Source organism: Corallococcus exercitus, from assembly GCF_042231735.1.
Classification (GTDB): Bacteria; Myxococcota; Myxococcia; order Myxococcales; family Myxococcaceae; genus Corallococcus; species Corallococcus exercitus_B.
Map to the genome: position 1 here is coordinate 7,967,153 of NZ_CP102577.1, position 26,497 is coordinate 7,993,649.

Genomic DNA, 26,497 nt, shown 5'->3' on the forward strand with positions numbered 1-26,497 from the left:
CGTGAAACCTCACGCCCGGTGCTCCCGGCGCCGCGTGCATGGATGGATGGACAACAGTCGTCTGCGATGAACGGCCAACATTCAGCGCAATTGGTTCTTTCCACGCGACGCGCCGCTTCCCATCCTCCGGTGACCTTGGCCCTGCTGCAGCGGTTGAAGACGGAGACGCGCCCGCACCACGAGCGCACGGAGGGCGTGGTGCGTCTGATGGACGCGCACCTGACGCCCGCGGACTACCAGCGCCACCTGGAGGACTTCTACGGTCTCTACGTGCCCCTGGAGGCGCTGCTCGCCGGGCCCCTGTCGGCCCTGGAGCCCGCGCTGAACCTGGAGGCGCGCTGGAAGGCGCCGCTCCTGGAAGCGGACCTGCGCGCCATGGGACACGACACGGCCTCGCTCGCGCGGCTGCCGCGTGCGTCCCCGCTGCCGGCCCTGCCGGGACTGGCGGAGGCGCTGGGCTGCGCGTACGTGCTGGAGGGCTCCACGCTGGGCGGCCAGCTCATCCTGCGCCACCTGACGCGCCACTTCGGTCCGGACGCGCGCGTGGGAAGCTTCGCCTTCTTCCGGGCCTATGGTGACCAGGTGGGCCCCATGTGGCGCGCCTTCGGTGACGCCGTCACCCGGGCGTCCGAACGGGCGTCCTCCGGGTCCTTCGACGCGGCCGTCGTGCAGGGCGCTCGCGATACCTTCGACACCTTCGCCGCCTGGCTGATGCGAGAGCACGATGTCCCCGTCCGTCTCTGATGCCGACCTCAGCGTCTGTGACCGTGAGCCCATCCACCTGCTGGGCGGCATCCAACCCCGGGGCGTGCTCGTCGCCTTTCACCAGGACACGGAGGCCATCGCCGTCGTGAGCGCCAACACCGACGCGCTGCTCGGCGTCGGGCCGGACGCGCTCCCGGGTCAGCCCCTCTCCCGCGTGCTGCCCCGCGGGCTGCTCGCGCGCGTGGAGGTGGGCGCGGGCCCCGTCACCGTGGAGGTGTCCGGACAGCGCTGCTCCGCGCTGCTGCACGACAGCGACGGGCTGCGCGTGCTGGAGCTGGAGCCGCTGCCGGACGGGGACGCGGGCGCGGAGGACTCCGCGCTGAGCGCGGTGCAGCGGCTGGTGTCGCCGCTGGCGCGCGCGAAGGGGCCGGTCGCGCTGCTCCAGGAGGCCGCGGACGCGGTGCGGGAGCTCATCGGCTACGACCGCGTGATGGTCTACCGCTTCCACGCGGACTTCCACGGCGAGGTCGTGGCGCAGAGCGTGCGCGAGGGCGTGGACTCCTTCCTGGGCCTGCACTTCCCGGCGAGCGACATCCCCGCGCAGGCGCGCGCCCTCTACACGCGCAACCCCGTGCGCCTCATCGCGGACGTGGACGCGAAGGTCGTGGGGCTGGTGCCTCCGCTCCTGCCCGGCACCCAGCGCCCGCTGGACCTGTCCGGCTCCGCGCTCCGCGGCGTGTCGGAGGTCCACCTGGAGTACCTGCGCAACATGGGCGTGGGCGCGTCCTTCAGCGTGTCGCTCCTGAAGGACGGGCAGCTCTGGGGGCTGATGGCCTGCCACCACCTGGCGCCCCGCACGGTGTCCGCGGCGCGGCGCCAGGCGTGCGAGGTGCTGGCGCGGCTGCTGTCGCTCCAGCTGGCCGCCGAGGAGCGGGGCCAGGAGGCCGCCGCGCAGGCGCGCCGCGCGTCGCTGCTCAACGTGCTGGTCGTGCCGGACCTGGGCGAGCGCAGCCCCGCGCGGGCGCTGGAGGCCCAGGCCCCGCTGCTGCTGGAGCTCACGGGCGCCCATGGCGTGGCGCTGGTGCTGGGCGCGAGCGCGGGCCCCGAGGCGTCGCCGCTCTTGCTCGGCACCACGCCGTCGGCGGAGGAGGTGCGCGCGCTGGTGGCGTGGCTGGCGGCGCGGGAGCTGCCGGACGACGTCCTCTCCGTGGACCGGCTGGGGGACGTGTACCCGCCGCTGGCCTCGCGCGCGGACGTGGCCGCGGGCCTGCTGGCGGTGCGCCTGGATCCTTCCGTGCCGCACTTCGCGCTGTGGTTCCGTCCGGAGGTGGCGCGCACCGTGGCGTGGGCCGGCAACCCGCACAAGCCCGTGCGCCCGGAGCCGGGCCATGAGCGGCTGCGCCCCCGCGCGTCCTTCGACGTGTGGCGCGAGGAGACGCGGGGCGCGTCCCTGCCGTGGTCCTCGCAGGACCTGGAGGCGGCGCGCGCGCTCAAGGGCGCGCTGGTGGGCGTGGTGCTGCGGCACGCGGAGGAGCTGGCCCGGCTGTCGCGGGAGCTGGCCCGCTCCAACGCGGAGCTGGACGCGTTCGGCGGCACCGTGGCGCACGACCTGAAGGAGCCCCTGCGCGGCATCCTCCAGTACAGCTCCTTCCTCCAGGAGGACTTCGGCCCCGCGCTGGGCGCGGACGGATGCGCGCAGCTGGAGGCCCTGACGTGGCTGGCGAAGCGCACGCACGGCCTGCTCGATGACCTCTTCGAGTACAGCCGCCTGGGCCGGCTGGAGCTGTCGTGGGAGGAGACGGATCACCAGGCCCTGGTGGAGGACGTGCTGAGGACGCTGGGCTCGCGGCTGGAGGAGGGCAGGGTGGAGGTCCGCCTGCCCCGCCGCCTGCCCACGGTGGCGTGTGACGCCGTCCGCATCCGCCAGGTGTGGGCCAACCTCATCAGCAACGCGGCCAAGTACCAGACAGCCGAGCCGCGCTGGGTGGAGGTGGGCTTCCTGGGGCCGGGAGAAACGCGGCCGGAAGCGGCGCGGCACGCCCCCGCGCCCTACCTTTTCTACGTGACGGACCCCGGCATCGGCATCGCACCGCAGTTCCATGAAGCCATCTTCGAGCTGTTCCGCCGCCTGCACCCCGCGCAGGCCTATGGCGGCGGCACGGGGGCGGGGCTCGCCATCGCGCGCCGGCTGGTGTCGCTGCACGGCGGCGCGCTCTGGGTGGACTCCGCGCCGGGCAAGGGCTCCACGTTCTACTTCTCGCTGGGCGAGGGGCCTCGCTCATGAAGCCGCTCCTGCTGGTGGAGGACAGTGATCCGGACGCGGAGGCGCTGATGCGCATCGCGAAGCGGCTGCCGCTGCCCGTGCCGGTGGTGCGCGTGCGCGACGGCGAGAACGCCCTGGACTACCTCTACCAGCGCGGCGAGTACGCGGACGCGGAGCGCCCGGTGCTCATCCTGCTGGACCTGCACATGCCCGGCATCAGCGGGCGCGAGGTGCTCTCCACGCTGAAGGCGGACCCCGGCCTGCGCTCCATTCCCGTCATCATCTTCTCCTCCTCCGTGGAGGCGGGGGACGTGGACGGCGCCTACGCGGACGGCGCCAACAGCTACCTCTTCAAGCCGGAGGTCGGCCCCCAGCTGCAGGCCACCGCCGAAGCGCTGCACGCCTTCTGGTTCAAGGCCGCGCGCCTGCCGGCGGCCCAGGAGCCGGAGGCATGAGCCTGCGCGTGCTGCTGGTGGATGACGGCATGGCGGACCGCCTCGCGGTCAGCCGCGCGCTGGCGCGTGACCCGGACATGCAGTGGGACGTGGTGCCGGTGTCCTCCGCGGAGGATGCGCTGGCGTACCTGGCCGCCAACGCCGTGGACGCGATGCTGCTCGACTACCACCTGCCCGGCATGAACGGCGTCACCCTGCTCCAGAAGCTCGCGGAGCTGGGCCTGCCGAAGGTGCCCGCGGTGGTGGTGCTCACCGGCAGCGGCAACGAGCGCGTGGCGGTGGACGCCATGAAGGCCGGCGCCCAGGACTACCTGGTGAAGGAGGCCTTCAGCCCGGAGCGCCTGCGCCGCAGCCTGCGCGCCGCGGTGGAGACGCTGAACATGGCGCGCGAGCTGGAGGAGCGCCGCCTGCGCGCCGAGCGCGCCGAGGCCACCGCCCGCGAGGCCCTGGCCGTGCGCGACGAGCTCTTCTCGCTGGCGACGCACGACTTGAAGGGCCCGCTGCAAATCATGACGCTCAACGCCCAGGTGCTGCGCCGGCAGATCCCCGCCGCCGCGATGTCGCCCGCGCTGGAGACGCGCCTGGGCCACATCGTGCGCGCGGCGCACCGCATGGGCGAGCTCATCGACCACTTCCTGGAGGTGACGCGCGGCCAGGAGCGCCCGCTCAAGCGCGAGCCCCTGGACCTGCTGGCCATGGTGCGCGGCAAGGTGCGCGAGCTGGAGGCCAACGCGTCGCGCCACCACTTCGTCCTGGAGGCCCCGGACGGGCGCGACTTCACCGGCGACTGGGACGCGCACGCCCTGGAGCGCGTGCTGGAGAACCTGATGGGCAACGCGGTGAAGTACAGCGCCGCGGACTCCACCGTCACCGTGCGCCTGACGGTGGAGGAGGCGGACTCGCAGCAGTTCGTGCTGCTGGCCGTGACGGACCAGGGCATCGGCATCCCGGCGGCGGACCTGCCCTTCGTCTTCGAGCGCTTCCACCGCGGCCGCAACGTGTCCCGGGACGTGTCCGGCAGCGGCGTGGGCCTGGCCAGCGCGCGCCGCATGGTGGAGCTGCACGGCGGCACGCTCGCCGTGGCCAGCGTGGAGGGCCAGGGCTCCACCTTCACCGTGCGCCTGCCCCGGGGCATCCCGCTCTCCGCGGGCCCCACCCAGGCTGCGCCAGGGCCGGCCTCCACGGGCGGCGGCCCCGAGTACACCGCGTCGTGACACGCCCGGAGGCGCGAAGTCCTCAGGGCACCGCGGGCACGCCGCCGCGCAGCATGAAGAACACCACCACGCCCGTCACCGACACGTAGAGCCACATGGGCGCCAGCCACCGCGTCACCTTGCGGTGCCGGGCGAACTGCTGCCGCCAGGAGAAGTAGAAGGCCACCAGCGCCAGCGGCAGCACCGGCATGGACAGGAGCACGTGGCTGGCCAGCAGCGTCAGGTACAGCCCGCGGAAGTCGCCCACGTAGCGCGTGTCCCCGTGGACGAAGTGGTAGGCGAGGTAGCCCACCAGGAACAGCGCGGACGCGAGGAACGCGCTCACCATCAGGTTCTGGTGCACCCGCCGCGCGCCGCGCTTGATGGCCACCCACCCGCCCAGCAGCAGCGCCGCCGCCGTCGCGTTGAGCCCCGCGTTCACCGCCGGCATGAAGCGCAGGTCCACGCCCAGCCCCGCGCTTCCGCGCCGGATGAGCAGCAGCCACGCCAGCAGCGCCAGCGCGCCGGCGGACACCACGCCGATCGCGATGAAGAAGGAGCGGTCCTGGGTGGACGGGGACGACGGGGTCAGCCCGGAGGCGGCGTTGGACATGCCCCCTTGTGGCCCGCGTCAGGCCCGGCTTGCAACAGCGCCTCAGAGTAGAGGCCTACAAACACCGATATGTCGGTTGAATGGAATCGGTTAGGTCGGCTGGATTACAAACCGGAAATCCCCTCATACTCCCAGGCACTGCGTCACCCCCGACCCCCCCTCTCGGAGGTTCCCCGTGTTCAGCGTGCGTTGCCTTGCCCCCCTGGCGGGCGCCGCCCTCCTGCTCGCCCTGCCCTCGGCCGCTGAAGAAGCGGTGTGCGCGCCTGTGGCGAAAGTTCCCCTGGAGCGGCACCTGCGTCAGCTTTCTCTCGACTTGCTGGGACGTCCTCCGACCATGGAGGAGTACAAGGCGTTCCAGGCCAAGGGCTCCGTCACCGCGGAAGACGTCCGCAAGATGATGGGTGACGAGTCCTTCTACGCGCGGATGCGCAACTTCCACCGCGCCCTGCTGCGAGCCAACATCAGCGGCAGCGTGCAGGGCAACGGCGACTACCGCGTGTCCGGCACGCCGCTCTCCTTCGCCAGCAACAACTCCAACGCGCTGCGCGGCGGCCAGAGCCAGCGCTGTGACGGGGAGATTGCCCAGGACAGCTGCAAGGCGAACCCGCAGGACCCGCACCAGGACAACTCCACGGCCCCCGCCTGCCGCGACGCGCAGGGCGTGCCGCTGCCGGTCAGCTACGACTACGACACGAACTTCTACGAGTGCCGCCCGCTGGACGTGAACGCCACGGAGCCGGAGCTGAAGTTCGCGGACTGCAACGCGCTGAAGGCCCACGCGACGTACGGCAAGTACGTGAACTTCTGCGACAACCGCTACAACGGCACCGCGGGCAAGTCCGTGGGCTACCTCTGCCTGCCGGACCCCGACAAGAACACCACCAAGGTGCTGGTGCCGTCGCCGGCCACGGGCGTCATCACCGCCTGGGTGCAGCCGGCGGGTGGCACGGGCACCCTGACGCTGGAGCGCTGCGGGTTCGACATCTCCACGAGCCAGGCCGGCGTCTGGAGCCCGAAGCGGGGCTGCGTGCACCGCGAGGGCTACGTCACCACCACGGTGCAGCCGTACTGGTCCACCACCACGGAGCCCGTGAAGGTGTGCGCCATCGAGGCGCAGAACCGCGCGACGAACCCGTACAACGGCCAGTCCTGTGAGACGGGGCGCTTCAACGGCGACCGCAGCTGCGGCTGCGGCGACAAGATGCGCCGCTGCGAAATCTCCGACGTGCACACCGCGCGCGTCACGTCCTTCAGCGAGGAGCCGCTCTACATCACGGACGCCGTGGTGCGGAACGACGAGCCCTACTTCAACATCCTCACCACCCGCCGCTCCTTCGTGAACGGCCCGCTGTCGGAGTTCTACCGGCAGCGCCAGGGCGTGGGCGTCTTCAGCATCAAGGCCCCCGCGGACAACGCGGTGCTGCCCGCCGTGACGTACGCCAGCACCACCGAGTGGAGCGAGTACACGCGCGACAGCACCCACTCCGGCGTGCTCACCACGCCCGCGTTCCTCTACCGCTTCCCCACCCAGCGCGCCCGCGTGAACGAGTTCTACGAGGCGTTCCTCTGCAAGCACTTCGCCCCGGCCGCGGACGCGAACCTGCCGCCCCCGGACGACGCCTGCAACCGCGAGAACAACCTGGCCAAGCGCTGCGGCTGCAACTACTGCCACGCCACCATCGAGCCCACGGGCGCGCACTGGGGCCGCTACGCGGAGCGCTCCGCGCTGTTCCTGTCCCCGGAGCAGTTCCCCCGCCTGGACGTGAAGTGCCGCGACTGCGCCCTCGCCGGCAACACCAACTGCGACGGCGAGTGCAGGGAGTACGTGATGCAGGCCTTCGACGGCGACGGCGCCAACTCGCTGGGCCTCTTGAAGACCTACCTCTACCGCAGCGCGGACGAGGAGAAGAACATCGAGGGCGGTCCGCAGGCGCTGGTGAAGCGCATGATGGAGACGGGCGACCTGGAGCGCTGCACCGTCAAGCGCATCTGGAACGAGTTCCTGGGCCGCGCCATGACGGCCGAGGAGCAGCGGATGTACCTGCAGACGCTGTCGCAGGACTTCGCCAAGAACAACCACAGCCTCAAGGGCCTCATCGAGCAGGTGGTGATGTCCGACGCGTACCGGAGGATCGACTGATGCGCCGCCTTCTGCTGACCGCGCTGCTCGCGCTCGCCACGGGCTGCACCCAGGGCTCCGTGGACGCCCCCGCCAAGCCCGTCCCGCTGGACGCCCAGCTGGACCCGGTGCCCAACCCGCACGGGAACACGGACTCCATCGACCCCTTGCCGGACCCGGAGGCCCAGGGTGGCAGCGTGGGCCGCGCGCCCCGCCGCCTCACCGTCGCGCAGCTCAAGGAGTCCATCCGCATCGCCGTGGGCATGGAGTGGGATGAGCTGGAGGCGCGCGCCCAGTCGCTGGGCCGCGCGGACTACGCGCTCATCACCACGGAGAACACGGAGCCCAACCTCGTCTTCGCCCGCTTCCTGGACGACGGCGCGCGCAAGGTCTGCATCGCCCAGGCGCAGAAGGACATCGCGCAGGCGGACGTCACCCTGCGCACGCTGGGGCGCACGCTGCCTTCGCCCATGAGCGACCTGACGAAGCTCACGGACGCGCAGGTGAGCGAGACGCTCGTGTACCTCTCCACCCGGTTCTGGGGCGCGCCCCTCGCCGGTGACGAGCTCACGCGCTACGCGACGTTCTTCCGCAAGGCCGCCGCCCGGGCCGAAACCCTCAAGAAGCGCGACCAGGCGCTGGCGGTGGTGTGCATCGCCATGCTGACGGACTCGCGCTTCATCACCTACTGACCTTGACGGTGCCTGCGATGAAGAAGACACGCCAAGACGACCTCGTCAGCTGCCCCGAGCGCCGCACCTTCCTCAAGGCCGGAGCCGGCTTCATGGGCTCCCTCCTCTTGGGAGGCATCCCCTTCAAGGCCGTGGCCCAGGCGACGAACCTGGCCGCGCCCGACCGCTGCTTCGTGTTCGTGTATTTCAGCGGCGGGTGGGACCAGCTGCTCGCGTTGGATCCGCGGGACCCGGCGGTGTTCACCGCCGACCGCGTCTCCGAGACGCGCATCATGCCGGGCTACAACCTGCTCACCGACTCGCGCTTCCAGCAGGTGCCCATCGTCCCCAAGGAGAAGGCGGGGGTGGGCCCGTCGAACATCCTGTTCGGGCCGGCCATTGGCGACACGAACCCGAGCACCAGCCCCAATGGCAGCCTGTCGGACCACTACGACCTGATGACGGTGGTGCGCGGCATCAACATGAGCACGCTCACCCACGAGGTGGGCTACCGCTACTTCCTCACCGGGAAGATGCCCATTGGCAGCGCGGCGCGCGGCTCCTCCACCGCCACGGAGATCGTGGGCCAGATGAAGCCCGCGGTGCCCATCCCGTCCATCGCCCAGGGCGTGGAGTCCTACAACGACCGCTACGGCGGCTACGCCAACGCGCTGCGCGTCAGCGGCCTGGCGGACCTGGTGCTCACGCTGGACCCGCCCAGCGCGGCGCGCCAGCTGGACAGCGAAATCGAGAAGAGCCTCATCGACCTCAACGGCCAGCCCATCACCTGCGAGGAGCAGGCGCTCACCGCGCGGGGCGTGGGCACGGCGTATGAGAGCAGCCGCGGCCAGATGCAGACGGTGATGGAGAACAAGCTGTCGGACTCGTTCCGCTTCCAGCTGGCGGCCAACCAGTCCGTGCGCGAGTTCTACGGGCTCACCAACCAGTCCTACCCGTACAACAGCGCCGCGGGCCGCGCGGCCATGGTGGCCACCGCCCTGAAGAAGGGCATCAGCCAGTGCGTGTCCATCAACCTGGCCGGCGGCCTGGACACCCACTTCGGCACGCAGCAGACGCACGCGACCAACCAGCGGGCGGGCTTCGACGCGCTGAACCTGCTGGTGAAGGACCTGCGCGCGACGGACCACCCCTCCGGCGGCAAGTTCATGGACCACACCACCATCCTGGTGTTCAGCGAGTTCGCTCGCACGCCCACCATCAACGCCACGGGCGGGCGCGACCACCACCTGTCCAACAGCTGCCTGCTGATTGGCGCGGGCATCAAGCACAACCTGGTGGTGGGCCGCAGCGGTGACATCGGCATGTCGCCGGGCCTGGTGGACCTGCGCACGGGCGCCATCGATCCGAACGGCTCCAACATCTTCCCCGAGCACATCATCGCCACGGTGCTGGCCTCGGCGAAGCTGGACTACAGCATCACGCGGGTGGACCCGCTGCGGTTCATCCTTGCCTGAACCTTGATGAGCACTCCCCTCATGCGTCCCCGGCCGCGCCACGGTTCCCCCACCGTGGCGCGTTTCCTCCCCCCCTCGCTCCTGCTGTTGTCCGCGGTGCTGTTCTCCGCGTGCGGCGAGGACGCACCGCCGGGCAGCGACCCGGCGAAGCCCGCGGCATTCACGGCCACCCAGGTCACCACGGCGCAGTCGCTGGCCGCGGTGCCCGGCTTCGCGGACCAGTCCGGCGGCGGCATCTTCGCCACCGCTGGCGGTGGGGCCGTGCGCCTGCGGTTGGACGGCACCCAGGCCGCGCTCGCCGCCCACCCGCGGAACACCGCGGCGCTCGGCTCCGTGCGCGCCACCTTCCGCCTGGGGCCGCACAGCGCCCTGGTGGAGACGGACAGCGGCCTGTTCCTCGCGGACCAGGGCTGGCTGATTGAGCCGCTGTGGCAGGAGGTGCTGGGCACCGGCATCGTCGCCACCGCGCAGACGGCGGACGGCGCCGCGTGGATTGCCCACCCCACGGGCCTGTTCCAGATCCAGGGCGGCGTGCTCGCGTCGCTGAAGCTGTCCGGACAGCCGCTCACCGGCATCACCACCATGACGGCCGCGCCCGCGGAGGACGGCCTTCCGGGCCTGTGGTTCGCGCGCGAGGGCAAGCTGAACGTGGTGGTGGCGTCCGCGCCGGGCGTCTACCAGGTGCGCGGCTCGGACGCGCCGCTCGCCGGCGGTGAGACGGTGCAGGCGCTGGCCGGGCTGAGCGCCGGCACGGGCACGGCGGGCGAAACCTGGGTGCTCACCAGCACCCGCCTGCTGCGCCGGAACACGGACGGCTGGGGCACGGTGTCGCTGCCGTCGCGGCCGGAGCAGCTGCTGGGCGCGGGGCGCTACCTCTGGGCCCGCGCGGGCGAACGGCTCTACGTCTACGACGCGGACGCGAAGGTCTGGGGCGTGGCGGAGGGGCTGCCTTCCGGGGCGGTGACGCTGCTGGCCTCGGACGAGAGCGGCTGCGCGTGGGTGCGCGTGGGTGACAAGGCCCTGGCCATCAGCCAGACGCCGGCGCCGCGCGTGACGGGGATGCACCAGGGCATGCTGGTGGTGGAGGACGGGCTGGTGGTCCAGGCCCACCTGCCGCCGGGCAGCACGCCCAAAAGCGTCCACTTCCAGCTGCAGGGCCAGGAGGTCGAAGCGACCGGGCCCGCGTACAGCCTGGGAGGCCTGGAGGCGGACGGCGAGACGCTCAAGGCGTTCTCCTTCGCCAGCCTGACGCCGGGCGGGCACACGCTGGGCGTGGTGGCCCGCTTCGAGGACGGCACGGAGGCGCGGCGCCAGCTGCCCTTCGTCTACCAGCCGCTCACCACCACCCCCAGCTACGCGCGCGACATCCGGCCCATCCACGAGGCCCGCTGCGCCAAGTGCCACACCACCAGCCCCGGCCGGCCGCTGAACACCTACGAGCTGTGGAAGTCCAACGCCCAGCTCATCAACGCGGCGGTGCGCGACCTGCGCATGCCCGCGGACGGGCCGTTGGATCAGCAGGGCATCGCCCTCATCCAGCGCTGGGTGTCGTCCGGCGCGCTGCCCTGAAGTCCCTGCTTCACGACTGCTTCCCCTTCCGTGCATGCGCCCGTCCTCCTCCCCGGGAGGACGGGCGCCCCCTTCCGAGGCACCCCCATGAAACGCTTCATCCGCGCGGCCCCCCTCGCCGCGCTGCTGACCCTGGGCTGTGACGGTGAGCTCAAGCCCGCGGAGCAGCTCCCCTACGTGGGCCCCTGCGAAGGGCTCGCGCCGCTGACGCTGTCCGCGGAGCCCACGACGGTGCGCTCCGGCAGCGTGGCCACGCTGACGGCCGGCGGCGGCAGCGGCCGCTACAGCTTCCGCGCGGAGGCGGGCGGCTCCTCCGGCGACATGCGCGGCAACCGCTTCGTCGCGGGCGCCACGCCCGGCGAGGACACGCTGACGGTCGTGGACGACCAGTGCGGCGGCTCCACCAGCGTGCGGGTGAAGGTCATCGCGGGCTTCGGCGTCGCGCCCGCGCGCGCGATGCTGCGGCCGGGCACGTCCTTCCAGATTGCCCTCGAGGGGCTGGTGGGCACGGCGACCTTCACGCTCAACACCAACGGCTCCGGCGCCACGCTCACCGACACGGGCGTCTACACGGCGGGGCAGGTGGAGGCGCAGGACGTCATCACCGTGCGCGACACGAAGTCCGGCGATACGGCGGTGCTCCAGTACACGGTGAGCAAGGCCGCGAAGCTGGTGGGCGACCCGCCGTTCCTGGGCGTGCCGTCGGGCGCGTCCGCGCCGCTGGGCACGGCGGGCGGCACGGACCGCGTGACGTGGACGAAGAAGTCCGGCCCCGGCGCCATCGTCAACGGCCGCATCGTGGTGGAGGCGGGGGCGACCGGCACCATCGTGCTGGAGGCGAAGGACGCCTTCACCTCCGACGTGGCCACGGTGTCGGTGCGCGTGCTGGACGAGCTGACGCGGCCCCTCCTGGCGCACGGCAAGCTGTCGGACGTGGCCACGCTGGTGACCGCGGACTTCGACGGCGACGGCATCCAGGACCTGGCGGTGGGCCAGCGCGAGAGCGAGCTGGCGCGCCCCACGGGCGGCGCGGTGTTCGTCTACAAGGGCAGCGCCTCCGGCCTGCCCGCGAAGCCCACCTGGGTGCTGACCGGTGAGACGGAGGGCGCGCTCTTCGGCGACATGCTGGCCGCGGGCGACCTGGACGGCGACGGGCACGCGGACCTGGCGGTGTCCTCGCCGGGCGCGGACGTCACCATCGGCGACTCGGGCGCGGTGTACCTCTACACGTTCAAGGCGGGCCAGGCGCCCGCGCTGCTGAGGCCCGCGCTCACCGGCCTGGGCCGCGGCGGGTTCGGCACGGGCATGGCCATCGCGGACGCGGACGGCGACGGGGACATGGACCTGTTCGTGGGCTCGCCCGGCGGCGACCTGTCCACGATCTCCGGCATCAGCCGGCGCGGCGTCGTCGACATCTTCATCCTCGCCAAGGGGCAGCCCGTCCCGGACCTGCCGGCGGTGCGCCTGGGCGGCCAGGACATCGACAAGGACGGCAAGTTCGTGCTGCGCGGCAGCACGGAGCTGGGCCGCGCCCTCGCGGTGACGGACCTCAACGACGACGGCCGCCCGGACCTGGCGGCGCTGCACCGGCTGACCCGCTACAACGCGGACGGCACCACCAACGGCCAGCAGATGGCCGTGGCGGTGTACTTCGCGCGTGCCGCGGGCGCGCGCTACCGCTCCGCCGCGGACCTGTACGTGCTGGCGTCCAACACCGCGGTGGAGACGCTGAACAACGAGGGCACCTGGCGCCTGGGCACCATCCCTGGCGAGGGCAGCCGGCCTCCGTTCCTCGTGGTGATGGCGGACAAGGCGGACTCGCCGGACCTGCGGACGTCGGACGGCGTGGCGTCGCAGCAGGACGCGGGCGGCGCGTACCTCTTCGACCTGCGGAGCGCGAAGCTGGTGGACGACCCGGCGGCGGTGAACCCCCCGACGGTGCCGCTGGCGAACGCGTTCGCGCGCTTCTACGGCGACGCGCGCGGCATCACCGCGACGCGCAGCTGGGCGGTGATGGACGTGGACGGCACGGCGGGGCCGGAGCTGCTGCTGGGCGCGCCGTACGCGTCGGTGACGGTGGGCACCACGACGCTGGGCAACGCGGGCAAGGTGCTGGTGTACCCGCTCACCGGCCTGTCGAAGGACACGGTGATGAACAAGCCGCTCGCGGCCCTGGGCGGCGCGGCGAAGGCGGAGGTGCTGGGCGCGGGGCTCGCGGCGTGGACGCTGCCGTCCGGCCCGGTGCTGGTGGGCTTCTCCGGCCGCGCGTCGTCGCCCACGGGCGCCTTCACCGGCCGCGTGGACGTCTTCACGAGGGCCGGCGCGACGGTGGCGGACTGGACGCGCAGCGGCCTGGAGGTGACGACGAGGGCCAGCGTGGAGCGCTTCGGTGAGACCGTGGCGGTGACCCGGCTGGGCAGCCGCGTGATGGCGCTGGTGGGCGCGCAGGGCTTCTCCGGCCCGGGCCCCAACAACGACGGCGCGGACATGACCGTGGGGCGCGCGTACACCTTCGACACCGCGGAGCCCGGCAAGGCCACCGTGGCGGGGGAGGGCGCCAGCTCACCGTGGTACGGCGGCCGCAACGTGGGCGTGGACGTGGCGTTCACGGACTTCAACGGCGACGGCCGGCCGGACATGGTGGCCAGCGCCACGGGGCTCGTCATCCCCGCGACGAACTCCGCGGCGGCGGAGCGCGACCCCTACGTGCAGAACGCCTGCATGACGACGGCCACCCAGTCGCTGGGCGGACTGCTGGTGTCGGCGGGGCAGGCGGACGGCACCTTCAAGCCGGCCTACCGCGTGTTCGCGCCATCCGTGGTCGCCACCTGTGACGACCCGGCGGCCACGAAGTGCAAGCGCACCACCATCGGCCGGGGCGTGGTGGGCGGCTTCGACTTCAACAACGACGGCAAGGAGGACGTGGCCGTGCTGCGCGACCGCGGCATGGACGTGTTCCTGGGCCGGGCGCCGGAGGACGCGACGCTCGCGAAGCTCACGCTGGCCTGTGACCCGGCGTACTCCTGGCCGTCCACGCCCATCGTCTGGCCGCCCGCGCAGTGGAACACCACCTCGTTGCCGCAGACCTCCGCCATCGCCTCCGTCGGCGACCTCAACGCGGATGGCTGCGACGAGGTGGCGTGGCGCTACTCGGACAACACGCACTCGGGCATCGTGATTGCCTACGGCTACGACGCGGGCGGCACCCGGTGCGGCGCGCGCACGACGGGGGCCACCGTGCGCATCGCCGGGGACACGGAGGTGTCACGTGCGCTGATGAACCTGGGCGTGGCCACCACGCGCGCGGGGAAGTTCCTGGGGACCTCCGGGGCGGACTACCTCGCGGTGAGCGCCAACAACTACCTGGTGGACGGCGTGAGCCAGCCGGCGGTGCTGCTCATCCAGACTTCCAAGCTCACCCCTCCCGCCTCCGGTGAGAAGCTGCTGGACGTGTTCGACCTGGCCCCGCTGAACCTCACCTACCGCGCCCGCGCGGTGAGCTTCGGCACGTCGCTCGCGGGCGGCAAGGACCTGAACGGCGACAGCGTGCCGGACCTCTGGGTGGGCGCGCCCAACGCGTCGGTGGCCTCGGACGGCGACGGCGCGGCGTTCCTCTTCGCCGGCGGCGCGAAGTCCACGGGCCCGCTGTCGCCCTTCCTGCTGGTGGTGGGCGACGGCGCCGAGCGCTCCTTCCTCGGCCAGTCCATCTCCGTCGTCCCCGGGAGCGGAGGCTCGCCGCCCACGGCCGTCATCGGCGCGCCGAGGAGCTACCGCACCGGCACGCAGAACGGCACGGCGTACGCGCTGCCCCTGCCGTTCTGAGTCACGGCCTCACACCGGGGGCGAGGCTTCCGGAGGCACCTTCGCCTCCGGGGCCTCGTCGCGGTTGGCGAGCGCCGCCGCCGTGAGGATGAGCGCGCCGCCCGCCAGCAGCGACGGCGTGAGCGGCTCGCCCAGCAGCGCCACGCCCAGCGTCACCGCCACCAGCGTGTCCAGCAGCGCCATGGCGCCCAGCGCCGCCAGCGAGATGCGCGGCAGGAGCCAGTACAGGCACTGGTAGGTGAGCACCGTCCCGCCCAGCGCCAGGTACAGGAGCGCGCCTATCGCCTTGGGCGTCCAGTGCGCCGGCTGGTTCCACTCCAGCAGCGCGGACGCGGAGAGCAGCAGCACCGCGCTGCTCAGCGTCTGCACCAGCGTGAGCAGGTGCGGCGGCACGTGCGTCATGTGCCGGCGCACCAGCACGTTGGCCACCGCCACCACCGACGCCGCGAACAGCGTCATCGCGCAGCCCAGCAGCACCTGCCCGGAGAAGCTGAGCGACACCAGCTCCTGGTGCTGGAGCGCCACCACGCCCGTCAGGCCCAGCGCCGCCGCGAAGAGCTTGCGCCCGGTGAGCGGCTGATCCGGGAAGACGACGCGGCCCACCAGCAGCAGCCACACGGGGAAGGTGGAGAAGAGGAGCGCGGACCAGCTGGAGGGAATCCACTGCTGCGCCACGAAGAGCAGGCCGAAGGGCACCGCGAGCTGGAGCACGCCCAGCCCCGCGATGCGCCACCCCGTGCCGCCCCCCAGCGCCGTCCCGCGCGAGCGCGCGAAGGGCAGCAGCGCCACCCCGGCGACGAGCATGCGCGTGCCCACGAAGCGCAGGGGCGGCAGGTCCTCCAGCCCCACCTTCACGGCGGCCCAGGTGGAGCCCCAGAGGACGAAGCAGGTGGCGTACGCCAGGGACACCTTCCACCGCGGCGCGGGCTTCGCGACGGGGCTCACGACGGTCACGGACGACATGGCGGCGCGGGCAGTAGCACGCGCCGCCCCCTTGGGGAAACATCCCTCCCGGGAGCGGCGGGTCAGCCGCGGGCTCAGTCGTCCGGCAGCACCTGCTTCACCCGGAGCACGGGCGCGAACAGGTCCCCCACCGCGTCCAGGCGCTTCTTCAGCGTCTCCAGGCGGAAGCGGTGCGGGTCCAGGCGGCCGTTCACCTCGCTCCATTCAAGGGGCGCGGAGAAGGGCGCGCCCTCCACGGCACGCAGGGAGTAGGGCGCCACCACCGTCTTGCCGCGCGCGTTCTGGCCCGCGTCGATGTAGAGCCGCCCGCCGCGCGCGCGGATGGAGCGCTCCGTGGTGGCGATGTCACCCAGCTCCTCCTCCAGCTCGCGCGCCAGCGTGTCCGCGAACGCCTGGGTGCGCGCGTAGGTGTGGCCCGGCGCCAGGGGCACCAGCACGTGCAGGCCGCGCTTGCCGGACGTCTTGGGGAAGGACTTGAGGCCCAGCTCGTCCAGGCGCGCGTGCAGCAGGGTGGCCACCTTCACCACGTCCTTCCAGCCGCCCTTGCCGGGGTCCAGGTCGAACACCACGAAGTCCGGCTGCGCCAGCCGGGGCGCGTGCGACAGCCACATGTGCAGCGTGAGCGCGGACTGGTTGGCCAGCCACAGGAGCGCGGACGTGTCCTTCACGTTCACGTGGCGCAGCGTCTTGTCCTCATGGCGCACGCGCAGCGTGGGCATCCACGCCGGGATGCCGGACAGCTCGTGCCGGAAGAAGCCCGGCGCCTGGATGCCCGCGGGCCACTGCTGGTGGGACAGCGGCCGGTCCGCGAGCACGGGCAAGAGCAGCGGCGCCACCTGCTCGTAGTACGCGAACACGTCCGCCTTCGTCAGGCCGGAGCCGGGGAACAGCACGCGGTCGCCGTGCGTGAGGGCCACCTCCGGCGCGCGTGCGGACTTCGCGCGCGTCGCCTTCGCGGCGGGCGCCTTGCTCGTCGCGGTGCGGGCGGAGGCCTGGGCCGGCGCGCGGCGCGAGCCCCGGCGCGCGGCGCCCTCGATGGGGGCCGGGTGTTCCCGCACGACCTCCTTGGGCACCTTGTCGCTGCGCAGGCCCTGGAACACGGGGTGGCGCAGGCGCCCGTCCTTCGTCCACTCCGTGAAGTTCACCTGGGCCACGTACTTCGGCTTCACCCAGACGGTGTCCGTGCTCGTGGGCGCGCCCACCGCGGACGGCTTCTTCACGCGCGTGGCGTCCAGCAGCCAGCGCAGCTCGCGGCGGTCCTTCGAGCTGTAGCCCGTGCCCACCTTGCCCACGTCGTGGAAGCCGTCCTTGCCGCGCACACCCACTCGCAGCGCGCCAATCTCCGACTTCGCCCGCTCGTTCTTGATGGGCAGATAGCCCAGGATGACGACCTCCTGGCCCGCGACGACCTTCAGCTTCAGCCAGTCCCCGGAGCGCGTGCCCGTGTAGGGCGAGTCCTTGCGCTTCGCGATGAGGCCCTCCCACCCCTTGCGCCGCGCCTCCAGCAGCGCGCGCGACAGCGGCAGGTCCACCTTCTCGGAGAGCTGCACTGGCAGCTCCACCTTGGCCAGCAGCTTCTCCAGCCGCGCGCGGCGCTTTTCGTAGGGAAGCTCGCGCAGGTCCTCGCCGTCCAGCCACAACAGGTCGAACACGATGAAGCGCTGCTCCGCGCCCTCCTCCGTGTTCTGCAGAATCTGGAAGCGCGAGCGGCCCTTCGCGTCGAGCGCGACAATCTCCCCGTCCACGACGACGTCCTTCGCGGGCAGCTCGCGCAGCGCGGCGGCGAGCCGGGCGAAGCGGCCGGACAGGTCGTTGCCCCGGCGGCTCTGGAAGGCGAGCTTCCCGTCCGTGACGGCGCACACGGCGCGGAAGCCGTCGTACTTCACCTCGTAGGTGTGCGTCTCGTCGTGCACCTCGTCGGACACCGCCAGCCGCGCCAGCATGGGCGGCCACACGCGCTCCAGCAGCTTCTCCGGCGTCGCGGGTGGGCGGGCCGCCTTCGAGCCCTTGCGCACGGTCTTCTGGAGGCGGGCCCTGGACACCGCGCGCACGGGCGCCGCGGGCTTCGCGGCGGGCTTCCGGGTGCGCAGCACCCCGGGCTTGCGCGGGCCCTGCGTCTCCACCTGGCCGCTCTTCACGGACTCGGGGCGCTCCACGGTGACGTCGTAGCCGGCCTTGGCGTATTCGTCCTTCGCCTTGAAGAAGAGCCACTGCGCCTTGCCGCCGCGCGGACGGGTGCGGATGAGGTGCCAGCGCCCCTTGAGCTTCGCGCCGTGCAGCAGGACCTCCAGGTGCCCGCGCTTCAGCTGCGCCTCGGCGTCGCCGGGGGGCACGACCTCGAAGGTGCCGGACTCCCAGAGCAGCGAATCGCCGCCGCCGTACTGGTCATCCGGGATGTGCCCCTCGAAGTCCGCGTAGGAGCGCGGGTGGTCCTCCGTCTGGACCGCGAGCCGCTTCACCGCGGGGTCGTGGCTGGGGCCCTTGGGGATGGCCCAGCTCACCAGGACGCCGCCAATCTCCAGCCGCAGGTCGTAGTGCAGCCGGGTGGCGTCGTGCTTGTGGATGACGAAGACGGGAGCGCTCGACTTCGGGGCCACCACGTCCGGGGACGGCTCGGGCGTGAGCTGGAAGTCTCGCTTCGTCCTGTATCGGCGCAGACGCTTCTGGGTGTCGGAGGTCTTCACCCTCCAACGCTCTGCACAGGAGAGCGGGCGCGCAATTCCTCACATCGGCTGGTGGGCAGGCAGGAAGGCAGGCGCTCCCCACGCGGACCCCGCGCCTGATTTTCCGGCCACAGCCCCGAAATGGGCCCCAGGTCGTCCGCCCGCCCTGGGCTCGAAGGAGGGATGAGCCAGGGGACGGTGCTTGGTTCGGGGAAGAGCCATCCCCACATTGTTCGGGCCCGAGCATTCACACACCCGGTTGGAGGAGGCACCCCATGGCCAACAAGTCCGAAGTGGATCGCCTGCACAGCCTGGCCCAGCTCGATGCCGACGCCGTGGGCGCGTACGACGTGGCCATCGCCCGCATCGGGCCGGCCCTGGTGCGCGAGCGCCTCAACAGCTTCCGCGCGGACCACCTGCGCCACGTGCAGGACCTCAACACGCTCATCCGCCACCTGGGGGGCGAGCCGGTGACGCTGCGCCCGGACCTGAAGGGCTCCGCGATGAAGGGCCTGACGGCCATGACGGGGCTGATGGGGACGGAGGCCACGCTGTGGGCCATGCTCGGCAACGAGGAGCTGTTCGACCGGGCCTATGAGCTGGCGCTCCAGTTCGAGTGGTCCCCGGAGGTGAAGGCCCTCATCCGCCAGCACCGCGAGGACGAGCGGCGCCACGGCACGTGGATCCGCGACGCGGTGCGTACCCGTCCGTGGGCGGAGAGCCGTCTGCCCTCCTTCATGGGGGACGTCGCCGAAATGGGCGCCTGAAGCCGCTACCGCGCGTCGCGGCGAACTGGCATACGCTGCCGCGCGTGAGCGACATCACTGTCTACCAACCCGACTTCCTCTTCGTGGACGGGCGTTTCCACGAAGGCCGTGCGCTGGCGGTGGGCGCGGATGGCCGTGTGCTCGGCGCGGTGCCCGAAGGCGCGCGCGTGGAGCGGCTCGCGGGGCGGGCGCTGCTGCCGGGGCTCGTCAACGGCCACTCGCATGCGTTCCAGCGGCTCATCCGCGGGCGCACCGAATACGTGGCGTCCGCTGGCGGGCAGGACGACTTCTGGTCCTGGCGCGAGGCGATGTACCGCGCCGCGGAGGCGCTCACGCCGGAAGAAATCCATGTCGCCTCCCGGCAGGTGTTCCTGGAGATGGTGCTCGCGGGCATCACCACGGTGGGCGAGTTCCACTACCTGCACCACCAGCCGGACGGGACGCCCTACGCGGACCGCAACGCGCTGGCGCACGCGGTCATCCGCGCGGCCACGGACGTGGGGCTGCGCATCTGCCTGCTGCGGGTGGGCTACGCGCGCGCGGGCTTCAACGTGCCCGCCAACCCCCGCCAGCGCCGCTTCATCGACGCGGACGTGGACGCGTTCCTGTCCACCACGGAGGCGCTGTCCCACGCGGTGCGCGGTGACGCGCGGGTGAGCGTGGGGCTCGCGCCGCACAGCGTGCGCGCGGTGTCGAAGGACTGGCTGACGCAGGTGGCCCGCACGGCGCCCGCGAGCATGCCCATCCACATGCACGTGGCGGAGCAGCCCAAGGAGATTGAAGCCTGCCTCGCGGAGCACGGCCGCCGTCCGGTGGAGCTGGTGGCGGACGTGGGCCTCCTGGGGCCGCGCTTCACGGCGGTGCACGGCGTGCACCTGACGGACGCGGAGGTGACGCTGCTGGGCCGCGCGGAGGCCACGGTGTGCGCGTGCCCGTCCACGGAGCGCAACCTGGGCGACGGCATCGTGCCGGCGGACGCGCTGGTGAAGGCCGGGGCGCGCGTGAGCTTCGGCTCGGACAGCCAGACGGTGGTGGACCTGCTGGACGAGGCGCGGCAGCTGGAGCAGCACCTGCGGCTGGTGCGGCTGCGCCGGGCGGTGCTGGACCCGGGGAAGGGGACGCTGGACGGACTGGCGGCGCGGCTCTTCGACATGGCGACGGTGCAGGGCGCGCGGAGCCTGGGGATGGGCACGGGCAAGCTGTCTCCGGGGTCGCAAGCGGACTTCTTCACGGTGGACCTGCGGCACCCGTCGCTGGTGGGCGCGGGGCCCGCGTCGCTCCTGCCGGGCATCGTCTTCGGGGCGGCGGGAGGCGCGGTGCGCGAGGTGGCGGTGGCGGGCCGGCTCCTGGTCCGCGACGGCCGGCATGCGCTGACGGAGGAGAGCGGCCGGGCCTTCCAGCAGCTCGCCCAACGCCTCTATCCCTGAGGGTGGGCGCGGGGTTCGATATGGCGGGCCGGCCCGGGCGTTGATGGGATTTCCCGTGGGAGGATGTGGATGCGTGCAGGGGTCTGGCTGTCGCTGGTGATGCTGGTGGGGCTGGCGGCGGGGGGCTGTGCCGGGCGGCAGGACCTGGAGACGCCGGACCACGAAGCCATCTACGACCTGCCCCTGGAGGAGATGTGGCCTTCGGTCCGTGAGTACTTCACGGATGCGAACCTGCCCTACCGTGAGGACCGCGGCAGCCTGGTGCTGGAGACGGACTGGAAGCAGGAGTTCGGCGGCTCGAAGATCGCCGGCTACTGGCACCGCTACATGGTCATCGGCAAGCGCGAGACGCCGACCCAGAGCAAGCTGTGGATCATCCGCATCACCAAGACGGTGAACAAGGCGCTGGCGGCGCCCGGCAGGCAGCTGGACTGGGGCACGAAGCGGGGACTCGGAGGGGACCCCTCGCAGCGGGATCAGTTCGCGCTCGGGAACGGTGAGTACTCCATCTCCGTCGAGGACGAGGGGGATCGGCTGGCCTTCCCGGTGGGGGAGAACGCCTTCTACGTGGACTCCGGGCAGGGCACGCGCGACCTGACCATGGAGTGGCGCGTGTTCCGGGGCATCATGCCCAAGCTGGCGAAGAAGCAGCAGCAGGTGAGCGCGGCGCAGCAGGTGGCGAAGGCGCCGGGCGCGAAGGAAGCCCCCGCGTTCACCGAGTGCGGCCAGTCCATCCTCGGCCTGAGGAAGCAGGCGAAGGCGGGCGGGCTGATGCTGCTCGGAGAGCTGCACGGTACGCAGGAGGTGCCGCGCTTCATCGCGCAGTCCGTGTGTCAGCTCATCACGTCGGGCATGCCGGTGACGGTGGGGCTGGAGCTGCCGGTGGAGAACGAGGAGCGCATCACGACGTTCCTCCAGAGTCAGGGCGGTGAGGTGGACTGGCTCAAGCTGATGGAAGCCCCCTTCTGGCGCAGCCCGTATCCGGATGGACGAGGCAGCGCGGCCGTGGCGAACATGCTGGAGCAGCTTCGCCAGCTGCGCGCGCAGGGCCTGGACGTGGCGGTGTTCGTCTACGACCACCCGAAGCTCTCCGGGCAGCAGCGCGAGGACGCGCTGACGCGGACGGTGTTGGCGCAGGTGAAGGCGACACCGCGGCGCTTCCACCTGGTGGTGAGCGGCAACGTCCACTCGCGCACGGCGAAGGGCCTTCCGTGGGACAAGCAGTACCGTCCCATGGGCTACCTGCTGAAGGACCAGCTCGACGACGTCACGGCGCTGGACATGGCCTACGACAGCGGCACGGCGTGGATCTGCGCGGCGGATGCGCAGGGGCGCAAGCTGGACTGCGGCGTGAAGAGCGCGAAGGGCAAGGACAACGGCGACCGCTTCTTCGTGCACACCTGGAGCTCGGCGAACAAGGAGGGCTACCACGGGGTCTTCTACGTGGGGCACGTGAGCGCGTCCGAGCCCGCCATCCACAAGGGGCTGGGGAATCCGAACGCGGCGCCCGTGCCGGAGTCCACGCCGGGCCTGTAACCAGCGCGGCGATATGCCCGAGGCGCGCGCGGCGTTGTTCATCACATCGCGGAACGTGATGGAGGCACTGCGAATGCGCTCGATGCTGAAGATGGGATGGCTGGCGTTGCTCCTGGCGGTGGGGTGCGCCGGACGGCAGGACCTGGAGACGCCGGACTACGATGCCGTCTACGACGTGCCCCTGGAGGAGATGTGGCCGTCGGTCCGTGAGTACTTCACGGACGCGAACCTGCCCTACCGCGAGGACCGGGGCAGCATGGTGCTGGAGACCGAGTGGAAGCAGGAGTTCGGCGGCTCGAAGATCGCCGGCTACTGGCACCGCTACATGGTCATGGGCAAGCGCGAGACGCCGACCAAGAGCAAGCTGTGGATCATCCGCATCACCAAGTCGGTGAACAAGACGCTGTCACAGCCCGGCAAGGAACTGGATTGGAGTGTCAGCCGCGGCATCGGGCTCAATGGGTCGGAGCCCACCCTCGAAGACGGAAGCAGTGTGGAGGATGACGAGGACCGGTTGTCTTTTCCGGTGGGCGAGAACGCCTTCTACATGGAGTCGGGGCAGGGGACGCGAGACCTGACCATGGAGTGGCGCGTGTTCCGGGGCATCATGCCCAAGCTCGCGAAGAAGCAGCAGCAGGTGAGCGCCGAGCAGCAGGTGGCGAAGGCCCCGGGCGCGAAGGACGCACCGGTGTTCACTGAGTGCGGCCAGTCCATCCTCGGCCTGAAGAAGCACGCGAAGGCGGGTGGGGTGGTGCTGCTCGGAGAGCTGCACGGTACGCAGGAGGTGCCGCGCTTCATCGCGCAGTCGGTGTGTCAGCTCGTCACGTCGGGCATGCCGGTGACGGTGGGGCTGGAGCTGCCGGTGGAGAACGAGGAGCGCATCACGACGTTCCTCCAGAGTCAGGGCGGTGAGGTGGACTGGCTCAAGCTGATGGAAGCCCCGTTCTGGCGCAGCCCGTATCCGGATGGACGAGGCAGCGAGGCCGTGGCGAACATGCTGGAGCAGCTTCGCCAGCTGCGCTCGCAGGGCCTGGATGTGGCGGCCTTCGTCTACGACCACCCGAAGCTCTCCGGCCAGCAGCGGGAGGACGCGTTGACGCGCACGGTGCTGGAACGGGTGAAGGCGAAGCCCCAGCGGTTCCACCTGGTGGTGAGCGGCAACATCCACTCGCGCACGGCGAAGGGCCTTCCGTGGGACAAGCAGTACCGTCCCATGGGCTACCTGCTGAAGGACCAGCTCGACGACGTCACGGCGCTGGACATGGCCTATGACAGCGGCACGGCGTGGATCTGCGCGGCGGATGCGCAGGGACGCAAGCTGGACTGCGGCGTGAAGGAAGCGAAGGGCAAGGACAACGGCGACCGCTTCTTCGTGCACACCTGGGACTCGCCCAACCGCGAGGGCTACCACGGCGTCTTCTACGTGAGCCACGTGACGGCCTCCGAGCCCGCCATCCGCAAGGGCCTGGGCAACCCGGGCGCGGCGCCCGCCGCACCGGAGTCCGCGCCGGCCATGTAACGAGCGCGGTGGCGATATGCCCACCGCTCACGGAGCGTTGTTCAGCACATCGCGGAACGTGATGGAGGCAACTGCGGATGCGCTCGATGCTGAGGATGGGATGGCTGGCGTTGCTCCTGGCGGTGGGGTGCGCCGGACGGCAGGGCCTGGAGACGCCGGACTACGAAGCCGTCTACGACGTGCCGCTGGAGGAGATGTGGCCGTCGGTCCGGCAGTACTTCACGGACGCGCATCTGCCCTACCGCGAGGACCGGGGCAGCATGGTGCTGGAGACCGAGTGGAAGCAGGAGTTCGGCGGTTCGAAGATCGCGGGCTACTGGCACCGCTACATGGTCCTGGGCAAGCGCGAGTCGCCCACGAAGAGCAAGCTGTGGATCATCCGCATCACCAAGTCCGTGAACAAGACGCTGTCCCGGCCCGGGAAGGAGCTGGACTGGGGCCCTTCCTTTGCCCGGGTCCCTGACGCTGAATCTGGCGCTTCCGACAACCTGAGCCCTGAGGACACTGCGGACCGGCTGGCCTTTCCGGTGGGGGAGAACGCCTTCTACATGGAGTCGGGGCAGGGGACGCGAGACCTGACCATGGAGTGGCGCGTGTTCCGGGGCATCATGCCCAAGCTCGCGAAGACGCAGCCGGTGAAGACGGAGCAGCCGGTGGCGAAGGCCCCCTCCACGTTCACCGAGTGCGGCCAGTCCATCCTCGGCCTGAAGAAGCAGGCGAAGGCGGGGGGAGTGATGCTGCTGGGCGAACTGCACGGCACGCAGGAGGTGCCGCGCTTCATCGCGCAGTCGGTGTGCCAGCTCGCTACCTCCGGCATGCCGGTGACGGTGGGGCTGGAGCTGCCGGTGGAGAACGAGGAGCGCATCACCCATTTCCTCCAGAGCCAGGGCGGTGAGGTGGACTGGCTCAAGCTGATGGAGGCCCCCTTCTGGCGCAGCCCGTACCCGGACGGCCGGGGCAGCGAGGCCGTGGCCAACATGCTGGAGCAGCTGCGGCAGCTGCGCGCGCAGGGCCTGGACGTGGCGGTCTTCGTCTACGACCACCCGAAGCTCTCCGGCCAGCAGCGCGAGGACGCGCTGACTGGGACGGTGTTGGCGCAGGTGAAGGCGAAGCCGCAGCGCTTCCACCTGGTGGTGAGCGGCAACGTCCATTCGCGCACGGCGAAGGGGCTGCCGTGGGACAAGCAGTACAAGCCCATGGGCTACCTGCTGAAGGACCAGCTCGGCGACGTCACGGCGCTGGACATGGCCTACGACAGCGGCACGGCGTGGATCTGCGCGGCCAACCCGCGGAGCAACAAGCTGGACTGCGGCGTGAAGGAAGCGAAGGGCAAGGACAATGGCGACCGCTTCTTCATGCACACCTGGAGCTCGACCAACCGCGAGGGCTACCACGGCGTCTTCTACGTGGGCCACGTGAGCGCGTCCGAGCCCGCCGTCCTCAAGGGCCTGGGCAACCCGGATGCGGCATCCGCGCCGGGGTCCACGTCCGGCCTGTAACAAGCTGGGGGCCTCCGCGCGACGCCCGGGGCACGGGCCCACTGGCGTCGCGGCGCGGGCAGTGGCATGGAGGTGGCCTGACTGGAGGCCGTCCCATGAGCGACACGCTGCCCGCGCTGCGGGCCACCCTGGCGGAACTGGTGGCGCTGGACACCACGTCCTCGCGCCCCAACGCGCCCCTCATCGACTACGCCCAGGCGCGGCTGGAGGCCGCCGGCTTCACCGCCGAGCGCCAGCACTACACCGACGACGCGGGCGTGGCGAAGGTGAACCTCGTCGCTCGCAAGGGCGACGCCGACCGCGCGGCCCTGGCCCTGGTGGGCCACTCCGACTGCGTGCCCTACGACGCCGCCTGGACGGACGCGCTGCGCCTCACCGAGCGCGACGGCAAACTGTACGGCCGCGGCGCCTGCGACACCAAGGGCTTCATCGCCTGCGCGCTGCACACCGCCACGCGCAAGGACCTGCCGACGCTGGACGCGCCCCTGCTCGTCATCCTCACCGCGGACGAAGAGGTGGGGCTCGTGGGCGCGAAGAAGCTGGTGGCCGCGGGCCTGGGCCGCGCGAGGCACGCCATCGTCGGCGAGCCCACGCGCCTCATCCCCGTGCGCGCCAACAAGGGCTACTGCCTGGCGGAGGTGGAGGTGCTGGGCAAGGAGGGGCACAGCGCGTACCCGGAGCTGGGCGCGTCCGCCATCTTCCGCGCCGGCCGCTTCCTGCACCGGCTGGAGACGCTGGCCCACACCGTCCTGCGCGAGGACCGCGACGAGGGCTTCCAGCCGCCCTTCACCACGGTGAACGTGGGCCTCATCCAGGGCGGCAAGGCGAAGAACGTGCTGCCCGGCTCCTGCCGCTTCACCGTGGAGTGGCGCCCCATCCCCGGCCAGGCCGCCGAGCGCGTCCCGGAGCTGATGGAGCACATCCGCCAGGAGCTCACGCGCGACGAGCCCGCCTACGAGGCGCGCATCAAGGTGCTGCGCATGGACCGGGGCGTCCACACGCGCGGCGACGCGGACGTGGTGCGCTTCCTGGAAGAGGTGAGCGGCAACGCGTCCGAAACGGTGTCCTTCGGCACGGAGGCCCCCCAGCTCACGGAGCTGGGCGCGGAGGCCGTGGTGTTCGGCCCCGGTGACATCCGCGTCGCGCACCAGACGGGCGAGTTCGTCCCCATGGAGGACCTGGTGCGCTGCGAGGCCGCGCTCACGCAGGCGGTGGCCCGCTTCTGCACGGGCCGCTGA

At 71.6% G+C, this 26,497-nt stretch carries 18 protein-coding genes; 15 read left to right on the forward strand and 3 right to left on the reverse strand.

What is annotated here, in order from left to right:
* Window positions 1-135: 135 nt before the first annotated feature.
* From NR792_RS32020 to NR792_RS32035, 4 genes are read left to right on the forward strand one after another with little or no spacing between them, the layout of a single operon-like run.
* A complete protein-coding gene (locus NR792_RS32020; RefSeq protein ID WP_375756510.1) occupies window positions 136-744 on the forward strand; it encodes a biliverdin-producing heme oxygenase in 609 nt (202 codons plus the stop codon).
* Window positions 725-2,989 carry an ATP-binding protein gene (locus NR792_RS32025; RefSeq protein WP_375756511.1) on the forward strand — a complete coding sequence of 755 codons (2,265 nt, stop codon included), beginning with the start codon at window positions 725-727 and terminating at the stop codon, window positions 2,987-2,989. The genes NR792_RS32020 and NR792_RS32025 overlap by 20 nt, the downstream gene beginning before the upstream one ends.
* A complete protein-coding gene (locus tag NR792_RS32030) occupies window positions 2,986-3,423 on the forward strand; it encodes a response regulator (protein WP_375756512.1) in 438 nt (145 codons plus the stop codon). Before NR792_RS32025 ends, NR792_RS32030 begins: the two co-directional genes overlap by 4 nt.
* Entirely contained in the window at window positions 3,420-4,637 is a 1,218-nt protein-coding gene (locus NR792_RS32035; RefSeq protein ID WP_375756513.1) for an ATP-binding protein, read from the forward strand. Before NR792_RS32030 ends, NR792_RS32035 begins: the two co-directional genes overlap by 4 nt.
* Before the next feature lie 22 nt (window positions 4,638-4,659).
* Here the strand turns inward: NR792_RS32035 and NR792_RS32040 are convergent, their stop codons facing one another.
* Complete coding sequence (locus NR792_RS32040; protein ID WP_375756514.1) at window positions 4,660-5,229, reverse strand: DUF420 domain-containing protein; 570 nt, start codon at window positions 5,227-5,229, stop codon at window positions 4,660-4,662.
* 175 nt (window positions 5,230-5,404) lie between these two features.
* Between NR792_RS32040 and NR792_RS32045 the strand changes: the two genes are divergently transcribed.
* The 5 genes from NR792_RS32045 to NR792_RS32065 all read left to right on the forward strand — a co-directional run bounded on the left by NR792_RS32045 (window position 5,405) and on the right by NR792_RS32065 (window position 14,885).
* The gene (locus NR792_RS32045) at window positions 5,405-7,369 is read left to right on the forward strand and encodes a DUF1585 domain-containing protein (RefSeq protein WP_375756515.1); all 1,965 of its coding nucleotides are present in this window, start codon (window positions 5,405-5,407) and stop codon (window positions 7,367-7,369) included.
* Window positions 7,369-8,040, forward strand: a complete 672-nt coding sequence (locus NR792_RS32050) for a hypothetical protein (RefSeq protein ID WP_375756516.1) — start codon at window positions 7,369-7,371, stop codon at window positions 8,038-8,040. Before NR792_RS32045 ends, NR792_RS32050 begins: the two co-directional genes overlap by 1 nt.
* A gap of 17 nt (window positions 8,041-8,057) precedes the next feature.
* Complete coding sequence (locus NR792_RS32055; RefSeq protein ID WP_375756517.1) at window positions 8,058-9,494, forward strand: DUF1501 domain-containing protein; 1,437 nt, start codon at window positions 8,058-8,060, stop codon at window positions 9,492-9,494.
* 54 nt (window positions 9,495-9,548) lie between these two features.
* The gene (locus NR792_RS32060; protein WP_375756518.1) at window positions 9,549-11,063 is read left to right on the forward strand and encodes a hypothetical protein; all 1,515 of its coding nucleotides are present in this window, start codon (window positions 9,549-9,551) and stop codon (window positions 11,061-11,063) included.
* Window positions 11,064-11,150: 87 nt separating this feature from the next.
* Window positions 11,151-14,885 (forward strand): VCBS repeat-containing protein, encoded by a 3,735-nt coding sequence (locus tag NR792_RS32065; protein ID WP_375756519.1) that lies wholly within the window; start codon window positions 11,151-11,153, stop codon window positions 14,883-14,885.
* A 9-nt stretch (window positions 14,886-14,894) separates the two neighbouring features.
* Here NR792_RS32065 and NR792_RS32070 read toward each other — a convergent pair whose 3' ends face one another.
* Entirely contained in the window at window positions 14,895-15,848 is a 954-nt protein-coding gene (locus NR792_RS32070; RefSeq protein ID WP_375756520.1) for a DMT family transporter, read from the reverse strand.
* A gap of 74 nt (window positions 15,849-15,922) precedes the next feature.
* The gene (ligD, locus tag NR792_RS32075; protein WP_375756521.1) at window positions 15,923-18,532 is read right to left on the reverse strand and encodes a DNA ligase D; all 2,610 of its coding nucleotides are present in this window, start codon (window positions 18,530-18,532) and stop codon (window positions 15,923-15,925) included.
* A 254-nt stretch (window positions 18,533-18,786) separates the two neighbouring features.
* On the opposite strand from ligD, the gene NR792_RS32080 reads away from it, so the two are divergent.
* From NR792_RS32080 to argE, 6 genes are all read left to right on the forward strand, one after another.
* Window positions 18,787-19,278, forward strand: a complete 492-nt coding sequence (locus NR792_RS32080; RefSeq protein ID WP_375756522.1) for a DUF2383 domain-containing protein — start codon at window positions 18,787-18,789, stop codon at window positions 19,276-19,278.
* A 44-nt stretch (window positions 19,279-19,322) separates the two neighbouring features.
* Window positions 19,323-20,705, forward strand: coding sequence for a formimidoylglutamate deiminase (gene hutF, locus NR792_RS32085; RefSeq protein WP_375756523.1), 1,383 nt, complete (start codon window positions 19,323-19,325; stop codon window positions 20,703-20,705).
* Window positions 20,706-20,774: 69 nt separating this feature from the next.
* Complete coding sequence (locus NR792_RS32090) at window positions 20,775-22,241, forward strand: hypothetical protein (protein ID WP_375756524.1); 1,467 nt, start codon at window positions 20,775-20,777, stop codon at window positions 22,239-22,241.
* 73 nt (window positions 22,242-22,314) lie between these two features.
* Window positions 22,315-23,760, forward strand: coding sequence for a hypothetical protein (locus tag NR792_RS32095; RefSeq protein ID WP_375756525.1), 1,446 nt, complete (start codon window positions 22,315-22,317; stop codon window positions 23,758-23,760).
* A gap of 77 nt (window positions 23,761-23,837) precedes the next feature.
* A complete protein-coding gene (locus NR792_RS32100; protein ID WP_375756526.1) occupies window positions 23,838-25,259 on the forward strand; it encodes a hypothetical protein in 1,422 nt (473 codons plus the stop codon).
* A gap of 95 nt (window positions 25,260-25,354) precedes the next feature.
* Window positions 25,355-26,497 carry an acetylornithine deacetylase gene (argE, locus tag NR792_RS32105; protein ID WP_375756527.1) on the forward strand — a complete coding sequence of 381 codons (1,143 nt, stop codon included), beginning with the start codon at window positions 25,355-25,357 and terminating at the stop codon, window positions 26,495-26,497.